The sequence below is a fragment of the Trichococcus patagoniensis genome (genome assembly GCF_003051085.1).
GTDB classification, from domain to species: Bacteria; Bacillota; Bacilli; order Lactobacillales; family Aerococcaceae; genus Trichococcus; species Trichococcus patagoniensis.
Genome location: NZ_QAOM01000001.1, coordinates 35938 through 52827, shown reverse-complemented (window position 1 = coordinate 52827; position 16890 = coordinate 35938). Strand labels below are relative to the sequence as shown.

At 48.5% G+C, this 16890-nt stretch carries 15 protein-coding genes; 1 reads left to right on the top strand and 14 read right to left on the bottom strand.

All coding sequences use genetic code 11. From position 1 onward, the window contains the following. Window positions 1-51 precede the first annotated feature (51 nt). From thrS to pepA, 13 genes are all read right to left on the bottom strand, one after another. On the bottom strand, window positions 52-1986 hold the full coding sequence (thrS, locus tag C8U37_RS00290) for a threonine--tRNA ligase (RefSeq protein WP_108031234.1): 1935 nt from the start codon (window positions 1984-1986) through the stop codon (window positions 52-54). Window positions 1987-2554: 568 nt separating this feature from the next. Further along, entirely contained in the window at window positions 2555-3481 is a 927-nt protein-coding gene (gene dnaI, locus C8U37_RS00285; protein WP_108031232.1) for a primosomal protein DnaI, read from the bottom strand. Then, window positions 3481-4914 (bottom strand): replication initiation and membrane attachment family protein, encoded by a 1434-nt coding sequence (locus C8U37_RS00280; RefSeq protein ID WP_108031230.1) that lies wholly within the window; start codon window positions 4912-4914, stop codon window positions 3481-3483. The genes dnaI and C8U37_RS00280 overlap by 1 nt, the downstream gene beginning before the upstream one ends. Then, a complete protein-coding gene (gene nrdR, locus C8U37_RS00275; protein ID WP_108031228.1) occupies window positions 4914-5456 on the bottom strand; it encodes a transcriptional regulator NrdR in 543 nt (180 codons plus the stop codon). Before nrdR ends, C8U37_RS00280 begins: the two co-directional genes overlap by 1 nt. A gap of 95 nt (window positions 5457-5551) precedes the next feature. Next, window positions 5552-6151, bottom strand: a complete 600-nt coding sequence (gene coaE, locus C8U37_RS00270; protein ID WP_108031226.1) for a dephospho-CoA kinase — start codon at window positions 6149-6151, stop codon at window positions 5552-5554. Between the two features lie 6 nt (window positions 6152-6157). Then, entirely contained in the window at window positions 6158-7042 is an 885-nt protein-coding gene (gene mutM, locus C8U37_RS00265) for a DNA-formamidopyrimidine glycosylase (protein WP_108031224.1), read from the bottom strand. Window positions 7043-7079: 37 nt separating this feature from the next. Further along, window positions 7080-9731, bottom strand: a complete 2652-nt coding sequence (gene polA / locus C8U37_RS00260) for a DNA polymerase I (RefSeq protein WP_108031222.1) — start codon at window positions 9729-9731, stop codon at window positions 7080-7082. A 21-nt stretch (window positions 9732-9752) separates the two neighbouring features. Further along, window positions 9753-10298: a MaoC/PaaZ C-terminal domain-containing protein gene (locus C8U37_RS00255; protein WP_170100131.1), complete on the bottom strand. Its 546-nt coding sequence runs from the start codon at window positions 10296-10298 to the stop codon at window positions 9753-9755. Between the two features lie 348 nt (window positions 10299-10646). Beyond that, window positions 10647-11978 carry a UDP-N-acetylmuramate--L-alanine ligase gene (murC, locus tag C8U37_RS00250; RefSeq protein WP_108031220.1) on the bottom strand — a complete coding sequence of 444 codons (1332 nt, stop codon included), beginning with the start codon at window positions 11976-11978 and terminating at the stop codon, window positions 10647-10649. A 237-nt stretch (window positions 11979-12215) separates the two neighbouring features. Continuing rightward, window positions 12216-12842, bottom strand: coding sequence for a hypothetical protein (locus C8U37_RS00245; RefSeq protein WP_108031218.1), 627 nt, complete (start codon window positions 12840-12842; stop codon window positions 12216-12218). A 170-nt stretch (window positions 12843-13012) separates the two neighbouring features. Further along, the gene (ytpR, locus tag C8U37_RS00240; RefSeq protein WP_108031216.1) at window positions 13013-13627 is read right to left on the bottom strand and encodes a YtpR family tRNA-binding protein; all 615 of its coding nucleotides are present in this window, start codon (window positions 13625-13627) and stop codon (window positions 13013-13015) included. A gap of 53 nt (window positions 13628-13680) precedes the next feature. Next, window positions 13681-13992, bottom strand: a complete 312-nt coding sequence (locus C8U37_RS00235; protein ID WP_086628398.1) for a thioredoxin family protein — start codon at window positions 13990-13992, stop codon at window positions 13681-13683. Between the two features lie 14 nt (window positions 13993-14006). Further along, window positions 14007-15083 carry a glutamyl aminopeptidase gene (pepA, locus tag C8U37_RS00230; protein ID WP_108031213.1) on the bottom strand — a complete coding sequence of 359 codons (1077 nt, stop codon included), beginning with the start codon at window positions 15081-15083 and terminating at the stop codon, window positions 14007-14009. 251 nt (window positions 15084-15334) lie between these two features. On the opposite strand from pepA, the gene C8U37_RS00225 reads away from it, so the two are divergent. Beyond that, window positions 15335-15688 (top strand): PepSY domain-containing protein, encoded by a 354-nt coding sequence (locus C8U37_RS00225; protein ID WP_233436803.1) that lies wholly within the window; start codon window positions 15335-15337, stop codon window positions 15686-15688. A gap of 533 nt (window positions 15689-16221) precedes the next feature. Here C8U37_RS00225 and trmB read toward each other — a convergent pair. Then, entirely contained in the window at window positions 16222-16887 is a 666-nt protein-coding gene (trmB, locus tag C8U37_RS00220; RefSeq protein ID WP_086628399.1) for a tRNA (guanosine(46)-N7)-methyltransferase TrmB, read from the bottom strand. Window positions 16888-16890 lie beyond the last annotated feature (3 nt).

Genomic DNA, 16890 nt, shown 5'->3' with positions numbered 1-16890 from the left:
CTGAAACTTATTGTATCATGATTTGCTCAGAAAGATGTGGATTTGATAAGATTATTTGAAGTTTTTGATTTCAGATTGAACCTCAGCCAAGAAATCATCCATGCTGAAAGTAACCATTTCTTTCGATCCGTAGCGACGGACAGTTACGGTTCCGTTCAGCAATTCCTGATCGCCGATGACCAATTGGTAAGGAATTTTTTGAGTCTGGGAAGCACGGATTTTGTAACCCATCTTCTCGTTGCGGTCATCGACTTCGACGCGCATACCCAACTGTTCCATGACGGCTTTCAGTTCAAACGCTTGATCGGCATGCAGATCCAAGTTGACAGGGATGATCGTCGCTTGGACAGGAGCCAACCATACCGGGAATGCACCTTTATACTCTTCGATCAGATACGCCACAAAACGCTCCATTGTGGAGATGACGCCACGGTGGATGACGACCGGACGGTGGTTGTTTTCGCCGTCTTCGCCGACATAAGTCAGGTCAAAGCGCTCAGGCAACAGGAAGTCCAATTGGATAGTGGACATCGTTTCCTCCAAGCCCATCGCTGTCTTGAACTGCACATCCAATTTAGGGCCGTAGAAAGCAGCTTCGCCGATGGCTTCGAAGTATTCCAAACCAAATTCGTCCATCGCTTCCTTCAGCATCGCTTCCGCGCGGTTCCACATATCGTCGTCATCGAAGTATTTCACTTTGTCCTCAGGATCGCGGTAACTCAGGCGGAAACGGTAGTCTGTGATCTGGAAGTCAGCGTAAACATCCATGACCAATTGCAGCACGCGTTTGAACTCATCCTTGATCTGATCCGGACGGACAAAGGCGTGGGCATCATTCAGGGTCATTTCACGTACGCGTTGCAGTCCTGACAAGGCGCCGCTCTTTTCGTAACGGTGCATCATGCCCAATTCGGCGATGCGGATCGGTAATTCGCGGTAGCTGTGAATGTCGTTCTTGTAGACCATCATGTGGTGCGGACAGTTCATCGGACGCAACACCAGCATTTCGCCATCGCCCATATCCATCGGCGGGAACATATCCTCATGGTAGTGGTCCCAATGGCCTGAAGTTTTGTACAATTCCACGTTCGCCATGATCGGTGTGTAGACGTGCTGGTAACCCAAACTGATTTCTTTGTCGGTGATATAACGCTCAAGCGTACGACGAATCGTTGCGCCTTTAGGAAGCCAGAAAGGCAAACCGGAACCGACTTCAGGGGAAATCATGAACAAGTCCAGTTCTTTGCCCAATTTGCGGTGATCGCGTTCTTTTGCTTCTTCGCGCATCTTGATGAATTCAGCCAAGGCTTTCTTGTCGAAGAAGGCTGTTCCGTAGACACGTTGCATCATTTTGTTGTTCGAGTTCCCTCTCCAGTAGGCACCCGCCAACGACAACAGTTTGAACACTTGGATTTTCCCGGTTGCCGGCACGTGGACGCCGCGGCAAAGGTCCGTGAAGTCATCTTGCGTATAGACAGTGATGACGTCACCCTCAGGCAAAGCTGTGATCAATTCGACTTTGTAAGGATCATTTGCGAAGATTTCCAATGCTTCCGCACGGCTCACTTCACGTCTGACGATCGGATAATTCGCCTTCACGATGTTCATCATTTCCGCTTCGACTTTCGGCAAGTCCTCTTCGGCAAGCTGCACTTCCATATCGGTATCATAGTAGAACCCAGTTTCGATCGCTGGACCGACACCGAAATGGATTTCAGGGAACAAGCGCGTCAAGGCATGCGCCATCAAGTGGGCAGTCGAGTGGCGCAGGACACCCAATCCGTCTGCGTGATCCGGTGTCACGATTTCAAGCGAACCATTCGTCTCCAAGGGACGGGTGAAGTCGACCAATTCCCCGTTGAACTTTCCGGCCAAAGCCTTTTTGGCTAGGCTGTTGCTGATGCTTTTTGCTACTTCTTCCACTGTTACGCCGGCTTCGAATACTTTTACGGCGCCGTCTGGAAAAGTGATTTTGATTTCTGACATGCTGATTCCTCCAATTAATTAAATTCTGACCTTACATTGGTGATGAGAAATGCTGAACGGGTTCGTTCAGCCCTGAAAGAAATTTAGGAAATCGTGCCGACTGAGCATCGTAGAGCGCAATAGGGACGATTTATCTAATTTCCGAAGGGCTAACCCGTGAAGCTGGACAACTTTTTTAGATGAATGAACTTTTGTGTAAATTCATTCATGTTAAAAAAGGCAATAAAAAAAGCCCATCCCCAGCTTATGCCGGAAATGGGACGTGTCTACGTGGTTCCACCCAAATTCAAAGAGTGCGACAGGCATCCGCTTAAGATTCTGTCTCATCCTTACTTGAACGCGATAACGAGCGTACCGTTTCCCCCTACTGCAGTTTCAGGGAATCTCTCGAAAGGGGTCGATACATGATTGATTAGGATGTTTCACCAAGCCATCCCTCGCTAAAAATCAGTTCATCCACCGGTGTCTTTCTCATCGATTTGTCTTTCGTTTCATCTGTAGTCCATTTAAACACAAAAAATAGTTGTTTTCAAGTTTAATATAAGAAAAGCTGAACGGGTTCGTCAGCCTATTGCTCGAAACGACGGTTCTTCCCGGTCATAGGAATCTCGCGCGATAAGAAGCGGATCCGCTCCATCAGACGTTTCGCCTTCATCGGCTCGTCATCGCCCCGGTTGCCCATGCGCAAATGCTCCTCCAACTGCTGCATCGTAAAGTTGGAACTGAAGAATGTCGGCAAGTCTTCCTGCATGCGGTACTGGAGGATGACACCGAGCACTTCATCGCGGATCCAGGTGGAATTGGCTTCCGCTCCGATGTCATCCAACATCAGAATCTCCGCCTTCTTCACTGCATCAATCTTTTCGTTGACCGTGTTGCTCTGGATCGCCTGCTTCATCTCCATCGTGAAGGTCGGATAATGCATCAGTGTCGTAAGATGGCCGCCCATCGCCAATTCATGCGCAATCGCACCCAACAGATAGGATTTCCCTACCCCGAATGGACCATAGAAATAAAGCGCTTGGTGATGCACTTTCGGATTGCCATTGAATGAATCAATGAAATTCAACGATTCCAGAATGGCCGGCATCCGCTCGTTCGATTGGACAAAGCGATCCAACGTCGCTGTGCGGACATCCTTCGGCATCGACATCGAATGGACGCGGCTCCGCAATTCCTTTTCTTTTTCCCTCGCCATCGTCTCGTCCGTCGGTGTATAGACGACATCTATGTAACCGGCATTCAATACAAGGTTCGGCTCATAGCCGGGATTCTGCGATTCTTTCCCCAGCCGGATTTTCTCTTTTTCCTGCACATATTCGTGCAATTTCGAATAACTTCTCTCGACGATTTCCCGCGACAGTCGCTCTTCGTATTTCTGGAAGAACGCTTGGACATCGGCATCCTGCATAATTGTGTCGATCATGCCTTTGTAGCGTTGGCTGATTTCGGGATTGTTCATATATTTGTAAAATGCTCTTCCGATATGATCCATCACTCATCCCCTGCCTTTCCGCTACTTTTTAATTTTTTGATGCGTTCATTCAATTTTTGTTGCGCTTCCGGCGTCAGCGGTGTTTCCACAACCGCTTTGTGTTCCTCTTTAGCCCAATCCGGCAAGTTTTCTTTCTTGCGCGCCACCGTTTTCCCGTAATTCTTTGCGGTTGTTCGGCTGGCTGCCCGCTTCTCAGCTTTCGCTTTCATCTCGCCGGCGAATTGTTTCGCTTTCGCCAACGCTTTTTCGGGCGAATCGACGCCGTCCTGCAGCCAATCATTTGCGATGGCTTCCACATAGGCCTTGGAAAGATGCGGATTGTTGAGGATGACCAACACATAGTGCGTCAATACATTGAGCACACTTGGTTTGAAATCAGCCTTTTCCATCAGCGTACGCAGCAATTGCGTCTCCGAGGCGGTCACGATGCCGCCTTTCTGCTTTTTGATGCTCGTCAAAAATTGATGCGGCGTCAATTGTTCACAGGCCTTGATGAAAGAGATCTCTTCACTGGAAAAGCGTGCCTGAATCAATTTTTGTTCCCGGCCTTTTTCAGTATCTTTAGCCAATTGGATGCTCTGGGTGACTTTATCCTTAACTTCCAAACGAGTGCTGTGTCTCTGTTCATAGGCATCGGATACAATTTTTTTGAGCGCTTCTCCGTCCACTTTGCCCGATTCGATATCGGCGGCCTCCAGAATGAATTGAGCCATCTGCAGTTCGTCGCAACCATACAGCGTGTAGAGGATAGTGATTGTGTGCTCCAATTCCTTTGTGATGGATTCACGTTTGACGAATTGTTTGTTCAACAGCTGTCGGAAAAACGAGAAATCAAACCCCTCGTTCTCGATTACGGGCAGGCTTGCCGCGTTATCACCCAACAACGTATTATCGTTCTGCCTCATCCGCGCTTGCTCAGTAAAGGCGCTTTCCGAGAAAGAAAAAACATCCAAAAAGGACTTGGTGATATTTTCCGCAGTTTTTACGTCGCGGACTTGCCGGCTGAACCGTTGCTGCAACTCGCGGTATTTCCGTTCGCCGACTTTTTCATACAACAGCAACCCCATCAGGTCATCACTGAAAAACGCATGACTGGACAGCGGTGGCTGCAATTCGTATAGGTACTGCTTCTCAGGCTCGTTTACCAGAAATGTCTTCAGCAAACCGATCCCTTCCAATTTCACGCGCGCTTGATAGAACTCTTGGATTCCGCTATTCGATAAAGCCAATAATTCGGTGTGAAGCAACTCCTTGCTCCAATAGCTCTCTTGCGGAATCTCCGCAAGCAGCGTCAAATAGAGGCTGAATGCTTGCGGCCCGATGATGGGCTGATACAATTGCGTCAGGATTTTGCGGTCCACATCGGAAATCAAGTTCGTCTGACTTGCTCTGAAAGGATCCTTAGGACTTATATTTTGCCATGGATAGCTCATTATTCATTGTCTTCCTTTCCGGGGGCTGCCTCGTTGGGAGGAGCATCGGATGGTTGGATGTCTGAAGATTCAGCTGCTGCTTGTTCGGCTTTTTTCTTCTCCATGTTCTTCAATTCATCAAGGAAGGTTTTCCTGTCCGAAAATTGGCGGTAAACACTTGCGAAACGGATATAGGCGACGTCGTCTATTTTGGACAGCTTGTCCATGACGTATTCCCCGATGACGATGCTGGATACTTCATTTTCTCCAAGCGCTCGGATTTCGGCTTCCACTTCATTGACGACAGTCTCAAGTTGTTCGAGGGCAATCGGCCGCTTTTCGCAGGAGCGGATCAATCCCCGCAACAACTTTTCACGGCTGAATTCTTCGCGCGCGCCATTTTTTTTGATGACAAGCAACGGCGTTTGCTCGATCCTTTCGAATGTAGTGAAGCGGAAATGGCATTGTTCGCATTCGCGACGGCGGCGGATGGCTTTCCCGTCATCAGCCGGACGACTATCGACAACACGCGATCCGTGATAGTGACATTTTGGGCATTGCATCGGCTTTCCCCCTTTTCTTTCCTTTATTATCACTTCATTATAACATACTTGTGGCTCAAAAACCTTGAAAAGATGGTCTTTCCGGGACCATCAGGCTAGGCGGAAAGATGTCGGCGCAGCCATTCTTTGACTTGTTTTTCGGTTTCTTCGATCGTCCCGGAATTGTCGATGACAAAGTCCGCCAGCCCTTTTTTCTTTTCGATCGAAAGCTGACTTTGCATCCTCCGGGTGGCTTCATCTGCATCCAAATGATTGCGGCTCATCAGCCTTTGCAATTGCAGTCCTTCCGGAACATAGACGACCATCACCGCATCGCAACTGTCCGCATACCCGCCTTCGTACAGCAATGGGATATCAAGCACGATCAGTTCGTGCCCTTCCGAAATATAACGCTCTTTTTCTGCCTGTATCCAATGACGGATGCGCTCCTTCAGCAACGCATCCAGTTCTGCCCGCTTCTCCCTGTCCGAAAAGATCAGCGCCCCCAAATGTTTGCGATCCAGCGTGCCATCAGGCAGCAGATAGGCTTCCCCGAAATGTTCGATGATGTCCACTAACCCCGGCGCACCAGGAAGAACGACAGCTCTTGCTCCCAAGTCCGCATCCACGACCGGAATGCCCGCAGACAAAAACAGCTTCGCTACAGTCGATTTCCCTGTAGCGATGCTTCCTGTAAGACCTAATATATAACTCATGTTCGTTTATTTCGCCCCTTTGTACGCAATATCAGTGATGTCTGCTGCCTTCGAACGCGTCTTTGGCAGTTGTTGACAATGCGGACAATAATGCGTCCCTCGCTGTGCAACCCTTATTTTTTCGATAGGATGGCCGCAGTTCGGACAAGGCTGTCCGGTCTGTCCGTAAACGGCAAGGGAGACTTGGAATTTACCGGCCTCCCCCAACGTGTTTTTGTAAGTCCGGATCGTCGAACCGCCGGCTTCCACCGATCTACTGATCACATCGATGATGGCTTCCTGCAGTCTTTTGGCTGCAGCCGGTCCGATTGTATCGGCTGGTTGCAGGGGATGGATCCTGGCTTGGAAAAGCGACTCATCCGCATAGATATTTCCGACGCCGGCAACAATATTCTGGTCCAGGATGACCGCTTTGATAGCCCGATGCGACTTGGCAAGATCCTTTTTGAATTTGCTCAATTTGAAGAAATCCGCGGTCGGTTCCGGCCCCATCTTTTTGAAAGGTTCATAATCATCCCGCTTTTCGATCGGCAACAGCGTGAATTTACCGAACTTGCGCACGTCAAGGTAACGCAATTGGCGGCCATCGGCGAGATAAAAAATGACATGGGTATGCTTCTTGATCGGTTCACCGGATTCGCTCACCTCATATTTGCCTTCCATCCGCAGATGGGAAATCATCGCCCAGTGGTCCAACAAGAAAATCAGATACTTGCCGCGGCGTTCGATGGTGTGGATCTGTTCCCCCCGCAGGACCGTCTTGAACCGTTCCGTGGAGAAAGGCGGCGTGATCATACGATCCCAAAAGACGGCTACATCTATAATGACGGCTCCTCCGACAAGGCTAATGAGCCCCTTGCGGATGGTTTCTACTTCTGGCAATTCCGGCATAAGCAGCCCCCCTTTCTTTTATCGGTTTGTTCCTTGTTTATTTTGCTTCATACCAGCTATCACCGAAGTTACTGTCCACTTTAAGCGGCACAGCCAAGGAGACGGCATGCTCCATGATTTCCGGCACCAATTTTTCCAACACCGGGATTTCTTCTTCAGGGCATTCGAAGATCAGTTCATCATGCACCTGCAACAGCATATTCGCTTGAAGGCCTTTTTCCTTAAGGACTTTATCCATCCGGACCATCGCAACTTTGATGATATCGGCGGCAGTGCCTTGGATCGGCGAATTGATGGCAGTGCGTTCCGCAAAGGAGCGCAGATTGAAATTGCGGTTATGGATATCAGGCAGGTAGCGGCGTCTGTGGAATAACGTTTCGACATACCCGTTCTCTTTGGCTTCTTTGACGATATCCTCCATAAATTGCTTCACACCTGGATATTTGTCGAAATAGCGGTCAATGAACTCTTGAGCGGCTTTTCGGGTGATGTTCAGGTTTTGGGACAACCCATAGTCGCTGATACCGTAGACAACCCCAAAATTGACGGCCTTCGCTTGTCGGCGCAGATTGGCGGTGACGTCTTCCGGGTTTTCGATGCCAAATACGCGCATGGCGGTCGAGGTATGGATATCCTGGCCTTCCAGGAAGGCTTCACGCAGATGCTCATCCCCGGAAATGTGCGCCAGCACACGCAATTCGATCTGCGAATAGTCGGAGGCGAACAACTTCCAGCCTTCTTGTTGCGGAACGAAGGCTTGTCTGATTTTCCGGCCTTCTTCCATCCGGATCGGGATGTTCTGCAGGTTCGGATCGACGGAACTCAAACGGCCGGTCTGCGTCAACGTTTGTTGGTAACGGGTATGGATCTTGCCGGTTTCTGGTTTGATGAATTTCAGGAGTCCTTCCACATAAGTCGATTGCAATTTTGCCAACTGTCGGTAATTCAGGATGTGCTCCACAATCGGCGCCTGCGCCTGCAGTTTTTCCAGCACATCGACCGCTGTTGAATAACCTGTTTTCGTCTTTTTGATGGCGGGCAAGCCCATCTTCTCGAACAGGATGACGCCCAGTTGCTTCGGTGAGTTGATGTTGAACTCTTCCCCCGCTTCGGCATAGATGGTTTTTTCGATTTCAAGTAAACGGCCGGCAAATTCCTCTTTCATGGTCAGCAAGCGCTTTGGTTCCACCTTGATTCCTTGGATTTCCATATGCGCCAACACAAATGACAAGGGCAGCTCCATTTCGTAATACAGGTCTTTTTGCACGTTGCTTTCCAGCTCCGTATTCAATTGGGCAAACAGCGCTTGGATCGCTTTCACTTTGCGCGCCAAATGATCATGCAGCACGGCATCCTCGGGAACGGCCGTTTTAGCGCCTTTTCCGTAGATGGCCTCATCAAAGGAGACATCGTTGTAGCCATATTCCTGAGCGACTTGCGCAAGGTCTTTGCTGTTGTCCTTCGCATTCAGGATGTAGGAAGCCAACAGGATATCAAAGTCGATGCCTGCCAGCGCGATGCCGGCATAATGCAGCATGACCATCGTCCGTTTGCCGTCGTACACAATTTTGTTGGCTTCGGCGTTCTCAGCCCATTCCTTGAAAGCAAGGCTAGCCTGCACAGTTTCCAATGAAGCCGTGTATATTTTTTCGTCCGTGCCCCAGCTGACTGCCAGGATTTTCCCGTCGTGGTAGTTGTCCTCAAGCATCTCCACATAAAGTGCCATCCGGTCCGTAAAATGCTCGGGACGGATTTCGGTAAGGGCTTCGAAATGGATGTCCTCGAAGGATTCCGAGCGGTCTTCCGATGCCACGCCCAGTTTGTCCAGGAAGCCATTGAAATCCATTTCGCGGTAAAAATCGGTCAGTTTATCGATCTGTTTGCCTTCAACCGCGAGTTCATCGAGCTGCAACGTCACGGGCGAGTCCAGATCGATCGTAGCCAATGCTTTGCTCATGAATGCATTGGCTTTGTCATTGATGAGATTTTCTTTCATCTTGCTTTTCTTCAGTTCATCCACGTGCTCGTAAAGATTTTCGATGGAGCCGTATTCGGTAAGGAGTTTCAAAGCAGTCTTCTCGCCGACTTTGGTGACGCCTGGATAATTATCCGACGAGTCGCCCATCAGACCTTTCATGTCGATGATCTGCTTCGGTTCGATGCCGTATTCTTCACGGATGACGTCCGGGGTGTAGGATTTTAATTCCGACACGCCTTTGACAGTGATGTCGACCCGGATATTATCTGTCGTCAATTGGATCATATCCTTATCGCCTGAAATGATGACGACATCATAACCGGCCTGATCAGCCATCCGTGAGTAAGTCCCGATGATGTCATCGGCTTCATAATTGACCAATTCATAGGTTTTGCCTCCGAAAGCATGGACCAAGACGCCGAAATAAGGCCACTGTTCAGACAACTCCGACGGCATGCTGGCACGCCCGCCTTTGTAATCATCATAAAGGGCATTACGGAAAGTCGTTTTCCCTGAATCGAATGCTACCAACAGATGCGTAGGCTCTTCTGTCTGGAAGATGCGTTCCAATATATTATTGAATGCGTAGAGCGCGTTCGTATGCAATCCGTTCTTGTTGCGGAACCCATCCAGATTCGGCAACCCGAAAAAGGATCTGAAAGCTACACTGCTGCCATCCACCAATAGTAATTTTTTCTTTTTATCAGTCATCTGTTTACATCCTAACTCTGCTTATTCTGAATCGTCTGCTGCCATGGATGCGGACTCAGTTTCCGTATCGACAGTTTCCTCGACTTTAGTTTGCTCATTCATGACTACGTTCTCTTCCTCATCAAAAATCAACTTGCGAGGCGTCTCTACAATCAATTCAGCATCCAACACACGTTCGTTTTCCATATTCGTTCCGACAACGCTGATCGTCACTTGTTCCCGGCGCTCATCCACGCGCTCCACTTCGAAATTGAAAGTGATTGTGCTGTTGTGGTAGATCGGTTCAATCACATTCAAAGAAACGTCCACAATATGTGAACCCGGACCCGGTAAATGTTTGGAAACATTGCTCGTCAAAATCCCCACCAACAAAACGGTTGGCACGATCGGCTTATGGAACCGAGTCGTCTGCGAATAATCATGTTGAATATAGAGAGGGTTCCCGTCATTCGTCAACCCAAGATACAGCAAAATATCTTTGTCTTCGATGATTTCCGTGACAGTCAACGAATCCCCCTCTTGAATTTCATCAATCGATTTTCCAAGCTTTATATCTTTCAGACCCATTTTCACTTTTCCTTTCTTTGAACACATATATGTCTATCATATCAAAAACGCCGTTCCGATAAAAGCCGTTTAGCTGATTGAAACCATTTATTCCGAAAACCGGAACAAGCCCTCACCTGCTTGCATCAAAAAAGCCCAGGAAGCAATCCCTGGACTAACAGTGTGTGATGATTCGCGTCTAGATACCCGGACGTTGGAGTGAACAGTGGATGTCCACCTCTTTTGTGGACATCCACTGTTTGCGAAACGGGAGCGGTATCTGCGAATCAGAACCGTTCTATAACAGTGTGTGATGAATCCTGAGCTCAGAGTTTGAGCACTAACGAGGTTCAGAACCGTTCTATTGAATTAATTTGTTGTCGGCACGCTGTGGCTCAACAGCTCTTCATAAGCCAGTTCAAATTTTTGAACATCCCCGGCGCCCATGAAAATGGCGACAGCATCATGGAACTGCAACAGCGGAGACATGTTGTTGACGTTCAATACCGTTGCGCCTTTTTCGATTTTGTCAGCCAAATCGCCGATCGAAACCTGCCCGTCCTTTTCGCGAGCGGAGCCGAAAATATCGCAAAGGAAGACCTTATCGGCCAATTCCAACGACTCAGCGAACTCACTAAGCAGAGCAACCGTACGCGTGAAAGTATGTGGTTGGAAAATCGCAATGATTTCCTTTGTAGGGTATTTCTGTCTGGCCGCATCGAGGGTAGCGCGGATTTCGGATGGATGATGGGCATAATCATCGATGACGACCATATCCGAAATGTATTTCTCACTGAAGCGACGTTTTACGCCTGTGAATGTCTTCAGCTGCGCAGCTACCTTGTCATTGTCCAAGCCTTCCAACCAGCAGAATGTGATGATGGCCAATGAGTTAAGGATATTATGCGTGCCGAATGACGGGATTTCAAAATGACCGTACATTTCGCCATTTATTTCCACATCGAACTGACTGCCGGTTGTATCCTTCGTGACATTTTTGGCGACAACATCATTGTCTTCAGCAAAGCCATAAAATGTGACAGGATATTTGCCTTTCAATTCACGGACATACGCATCTTCGCCGCAAGCGATGACGCCTTTTTTCACTTGGGATGCAAATGAATCAAAAGCGCTGTAAACATCATCGATGTCTTTATAGTAATCCGGGTGATCGAAATCGATGTTCGTGATGATGGCATAGTCGGGTGAATAAGCCAAGAAATGACGTCTGTATTCACAGGCTTCCAACACAAAATACTCCGCATCTTCCCGACCGAAACCAGTACCATCGCCGATCAGATAGCTTGTTGGCGCAATCCCGTCCAACACATGGGACAACAACCCGGTCGTGCTCGTTTTACCGTGTGAACCGGTAATGGCGACGCTCGTATAGTTTTTGATCAAGTCGCCTATGAAATCATGGTAGCGGATGACCGTCAAACCGAGTTCTTTCGCTTTCGCGATTTCCTCATGGGAATCCGGGAAAGCATTCCCTGCGATGACAGTCAAATCGGGTGTGATGTTCGCTGCGCCGAATGGCATGATTGTGATGCCGGCATCATCCAACCCTTTTTGTGTAAAGAAATAAGTTTCGACATCCGATCCTTGGACGCGATAGCCTTTCCCATGCAGGATCAATGCCAACGCACTCATCCCAGAACCTTTGATGCCGACAAAATGATAAATCGTTTCCGTTTCCATAATTACCTCCAAGTGAATAAGAAAGGTTAGTCTTTCGGCTACCTTCTGATGTTTGTGTCACAAAACAATCGTTTAGGACCTGATGACTTGCTGTCCATTTATTGAATCGGAACCAGTATAGCACGTGCAGATTAAGAAAATACTTAAAATTATTTAAAATTTGAGGTCAAACATGTCAATAATTTCATTCAGCAGTACGTGCTGCGCACAAATCGGCCTGATGTTACAAAGCGATGACTAAAAATAAGAGTGGCTTACCGAATCGGCAGGCTCATGAACAAATTTTCCGGCTACATCATAAGCGCGTTCCTGCTCCATGATGCCCAACAGAGAGCGGTTCATTGCCCGTTTGGATTTACCTTCCAACGGTTGCAAGTCACTTGTTTCCACGCTGTCTTCCTCCAGGGCCACATCGTCTTCAACAGGGGAGGCAAGCTCGAAAATAAGCAAGTCCGAGCTATTCTTCTTCAATACTGCCGCAATCGCACGATAATCGATTTTCTTTTCTTTCAGGTTTTCCCAGCCCTTCAGCGGTTCCGGTACTTCGGTCAGTTGGAAAGGCCTTCTGCTCTTGTAGGAAGCGAACGGGTGCATGCCCAATTCCGTGCGGCGTTCCTTCTGCTTTTCGTCCTTCAGTCTTTTTTTCTCGACCGCAAAAATATCTTCAGCAGGCTTCACAGCTTGATCCCTGAAGGATACGAAAGCCTCCTTGTTGTGGCGGATATAAGGGACCGTGTCCATCGGATGCAGCAAATCTTGCGAGATGTAGGAGGACGGTTGTGCAGAATCGCCTTTTACTTCCATGATACCATGCTCTTCGTCCTCTTTTTTCAGGTAATTCGGAAAATCAAACTTATTTGTCACAGGATGACTTCCTTCCACCCCTGAACGATGGTCATGCCGAAAAAAACTTGGTCCATCATAGCGACTCATCCAGTCAGCTCCTCTCTTGTTTTGCTTCCGGTAATTCTACATCCGGTTTCATTGGAATTCCTTTATAATAGTACTTCTTTTCCGTCCAAAATTCTATAGGATTATTTGGAAAATGCTGCGCCTATTGCATAGCTGTCATCCAAGACGAGGATGCCTTTTTTGGGGCTTGCGTTTTCCAGTTGCAATTCTTTGGCTGAACAGATCATGCCGTGGCTGGCTACGCCGCGCAATTCACCCGGCCAGATAATCAAACCGCTGGGCATGACTGCGCCCGGCTTGGCTACGACAACGCGTTGCCCTTTTTTGATGTTAGCTGCACCACAGACGATCTGCAGTACTTCTCCGTTGTCCACTTCCGTTTGCGTAACGGACAGATGGTCGGAGTCTGCATGCGGCACGCACTCTTTGACGTAGCCCACAACAAATTTAGGCGAGCGATCGACAACGACAGCATCACTGAAACCTGCCGATTGGATCAAAGCATTCACTTTTGCCGCTTCTTCATCGGATAACAGTACTTGTCCGTTTGCATCCAACTTAAGCGTATCTGAAATCGAAAACAGATTGTAGCCCATCGTTTCATTTGTACGGTTGTTGAAAATGCGCGTCACATTCCCTTTTGATTCGCAGGATTGTTCTTGGCGGACGGCGATATCCCCTTTCGTCAACATTAATGTATCCCCGACTGCTTCACGATTATAAAAACTTAACCACATTTTGTATTTGCTCCTTTATGCTTCTTCATTTATTTTTCCCAAACGAAATAGTATCACAATTGTTCCAAAAAGGCTTCAATCTCTTTTTGCGTCTTCCGGTTGCGTGAAACGAAACGACCCAATAGTTCTCCCTCAGCATAGACGACGAAGCTCGGGATTCCGGAAATCTGCAAGGCTTCACCCAACGTACCGAAATCATCGCGATCTATTTCGACGAAACGAAAATCCGCGAATTTATTTTCCACCTCAGGCATGAACGGACGGATGTAATGGCAATCCGGGCACCAGCTGGTCATGAAGACGAATACCGTTTTTCCCGAATCGCGCAGTTCTTTGAATTGATCCAAATCTTTCAGTTTATCCATAATCAAGCTCCCCCTCAGTTCATGTCCATGATGGTTTCATAAGTGCTCTTGTCCAATGCTTTGATGACTTGTGCGACCATTTCCTTGGCCGCCGCATAATCATCGATGTGGAACATCGTCTGATGTGTATGGATGTAGCGCGCGCAGACGCCGATGACCGCGCTCGGCACCCCGTCGTTCATGACATGGGCGGCTCCCGCATCCGTTCCGCCTTTGGAAACGAAATACTGATAAGGGATATCGTGCGTTTCCGCCGTATCCAACAGGAATTCGCGCATCCCTTTCAAGGTGATCATGCCGGGATCCTGGATCCGCAAAAGGAAACCTTCCCCCAGATGGCCGAAAGTATCCTTTGTCGTCGTAAGGTCATCCGCAGCCGAGCAGTCCACCGCGAAGAACAGATCCGGCTTGAACTTGTGCACGGCCCCTTTTGTCCCCCGCAGTCCGACTTCTTCCTGGACATTTGCGCCAGCAATCAATGTGTTCGGCAATTTTTCATCCTTCAATGCTTCCAATGTTTCCAAAACGACCGTGTTCCCGTAGCGGTTGTCCCATGCTTTTGAAATGATTTTTTTCTTGTTGGCGGTCCAGATCGTTTCGACTTGGGGAACAATCGTATCTCCGGGACGGACTCCGAATGCCAACGCTTCTTCTTTCGTATCGAAACCAGCGTCGAAGAGGATATCCGTCACTTTGACTTTTTTTCCTTCATCGGCCCCACGCAACAAGTGCGGCGGAACAGATGAAGAGATCACAGGAATATCGCCTTTTGACGTCTGCAGCGTATAACGCTGTGCCGAAACGACATAGGCATTCCAGCCTCCTAGCGGCACGACCCGGAAAAGTCCGCGATCCGTGATGCCTGCCACCATAAAGCCGACTTCATCCATGTGCGCCGCCACCATGATACGCGGTGCAGTCTTATCTTCATGCTCTCTGATTCCGAAAATGCCACCCAAACCATCCGTATCGATGCGATCCACCAGTGGCGCCATTCTTTCGCGCATATAGTTCCGGATATTGCGTTCGTTTCCGCTTGTTCCCTGCAATTCCGTCAATTCTTTTATCATAGCAAATGTTTTATCTTCCATATTTGAATGGAGCAGGACACAACTTTATCCTTATGCCGCTCCCGGTCCCCCTTCATTGTCTGACTATCCTTCCCATTATAGCGCAGCATCCTTGTCATAGCAACGATTCCATTCATCAAGAAGTTCTGGTGGATGCGGGAAACGTTTCCTTTACGAAGCCTGTTGCTTGCGACGTTTCCCTATTATTTTTTTTGTTTTATTGCTATACTTGAGGGAGAAAAAAGAAAGCGCATCACTTTGAGGAGGAACACATGATGAACTTTTTGGAAAAATGCATGTGCAAAAAACACAAAGAAGAAATTTTGGGCGGCATTTTATTCGGAGCCGGACTTGTACTCGGCTCAGTCGTGACAGCCCTTTGCTATGAGCAGAAACGGACTGTAAACGGTGACAAAATACTGGAAAACGTCAAAAAGATGTTCTTGGCTGAAGCACCGATCGAAGGATCATGGATCGAACTGCATCCTGTCCCGCTCAGTCGTTATTCTTCAAAAACGGATGTGTATTACGGCGGAATCTCACGTAAAGAAGAAGGCGTGTTGGTGCAATATGAATTCATCGCCGACGCCTACACAGGGACCATTTTGGACTTATACAAACTCTAAAAAAAATCATGAAAAAAGAAGGGGCCGTCTCATTGAGACGGCCCTCTATCTGTCTGGTGTTTCTGCGCATTTGCGGGGGAGAGACCTGAGAGAACCCGCATCTGTCGGCTATTCGGATACCGAAGACCACAAAACACCCGACAGATCGCTCTTCTGTCGGGCATTCGCCCAGGACGGTGACCTGATCACCCGAGAGATCATGCATCTGTCGGCTGAACGGATACCGAAGACCGCAAAACACCCGACAGATCGCTCTTCTGTCGGGCGTTCGCCCAGGACGGTGACCTGATCACCCGAGAGAACCCGCATCTGTCGGCTGAACGGATACCGAAGACCGCAAAACACCCGACAGATCGCTCTTCTGTCGGGCGTACGCCCAGGACGGTGACCTGATCACCCGAGAGATCATGCATCTGTCGGCTTTTCGGTATTCATAGTCATTCCAACAACCGACAATCAGATATTCATTTGGTTACAAAAAAGAAGGGGCCGTCTCATTTTTTTGAGAGGGCTCCTTCAGTTTGGTTTCTGTTCTATTTTTCTGAATCAGCCGTTGCTTTCTTCGGGAACGCTGCTTCAACGCGGTAGATGCGGTCTCCTCTTGAAGAGAACTTCGCTTCGTACTCCGTCATGATGTTCCCCTCAAAGTCGCTCTTGTGCAGATCCAACCACACTTGCTTCAACGTCATTCCGTATTGCGAGAAGCTCGCCAACGAATATTCGAACAAGCCTTGGTTATCCGTCTTGAAATGGATTTCCCCGCCGGAGACCAGGATTTGCTCATAGTTCCGCAGGAAATTTTTGTAGGTCAAGCGGCGTTTGTCGTGTTTGGACTTTGGCCACGGATCGGAAAAGTTCAGATAGACGCGAGCCACTTCGCCTTCCGCAAAGAAATCTGCTACATTCTCTCCGTCCGTATTCAGCAACTGGACATTTTTCAGACCTGATTCGATCATCTTATCAAGCGTCATGACCGCTACGCTCGTCTGGCGTTCGATCCCGATATAGTTCACTTCCGGATGCATGCGAGCCATCTCAACGATGAACTGGCCCTTTCCGGAACCGATTTCCACATGGATCGGTTGCTCGTTGCCGAAGCGTTCCTGCCATTTCCCTTTCCAATCCGCTGGTTCCATCACTACATATTGGGTACTTTCAGCCAATTTTTCGGCAGCCCATGGTTTATTTCTTACGCGCATAAT

Excerpts from the sequence above, each read along its gene's own strand:
- coaE (WP_108031226.1), bottom strand. The coding sequence starts at position 6,151 with ATGAGTTATATATTAGGTCTTACAGGAAGCATCGCTACAGGGAAATCG.
- murC (WP_108031220.1), bottom strand. The coding sequence starts at position 11,978 with ATGGAAACGGAAACGATTTATCATTTTGTCGGCATCAAAGGTTCTGGG.
- C8U37_RS00235 (WP_086628398.1), bottom strand. The coding sequence starts at position 13,992 with ATGGATAAACTGAAAGATTTGGATCAATTCAAAGAACTGCGCGATTCG.
- thrS (WP_108031234.1), bottom strand. The coding sequence starts at position 1,986 with ATGTCAGAAATCAAAATCACTTTTCCAGACGGCGCCGTAAAAGTATTC.
- mutM (WP_108031224.1), bottom strand. The coding sequence starts at position 7,042 with ATGCCGGAATTGCCAGAAGTAGAAACCATCCGCAAGGGGCTCATTAGC.
- C8U37_RS00225 (WP_233436803.1), top strand. The coding sequence starts at position 15,335 with ATGATGAACTTTTTGGAAAAATGCATGTGCAAAAAACACAAAGAAGAA.
- C8U37_RS00280 (WP_108031230.1), bottom strand. The coding sequence starts at position 4,914 with ATGAGCTATCCATGGCAAAATATAAGTCCTAAGGATCCTTTCAGAGCA.
- trmB (WP_086628399.1), bottom strand. The coding sequence starts at position 16,887 with ATGCGCGTAAGAAATAAACCATGGGCTGCCGAAAAATTGGCTGAAAGT.
- polA (WP_108031222.1), bottom strand. The coding sequence starts at position 9,731 with ATGACTGATAAAAAGAAAAAATTACTATTGGTGGATGGCAGCAGTGTA.
- dnaI (WP_108031232.1), bottom strand. The coding sequence starts at position 3,481 with ATGGATCATATCGGAAGAGCATTTTACAAATATATGAACAATCCCGAA.
- ytpR (WP_108031216.1), bottom strand. The coding sequence starts at position 13,627 with ATGTGGTTAAGTTTTTATAATCGTGAAGCAGTCGGGGATACATTAATG.
- nrdR (WP_108031228.1), bottom strand. The coding sequence starts at position 5,456 with ATGCAATGCCCAAAATGTCACTATCACGGATCGCGTGTTGTCGATAGT.
- pepA (WP_108031213.1), bottom strand. The coding sequence starts at position 15,083 with ATGGAAGATAAAACATTTGCTATGATAAAAGAATTGACGGAATTGCAG.
- C8U37_RS00255 (WP_170100131.1), bottom strand. The coding sequence starts at position 10,298 with ATGGGTCTGAAAGATATAAAGCTTGGAAAATCGATTGATGAAATTCAA.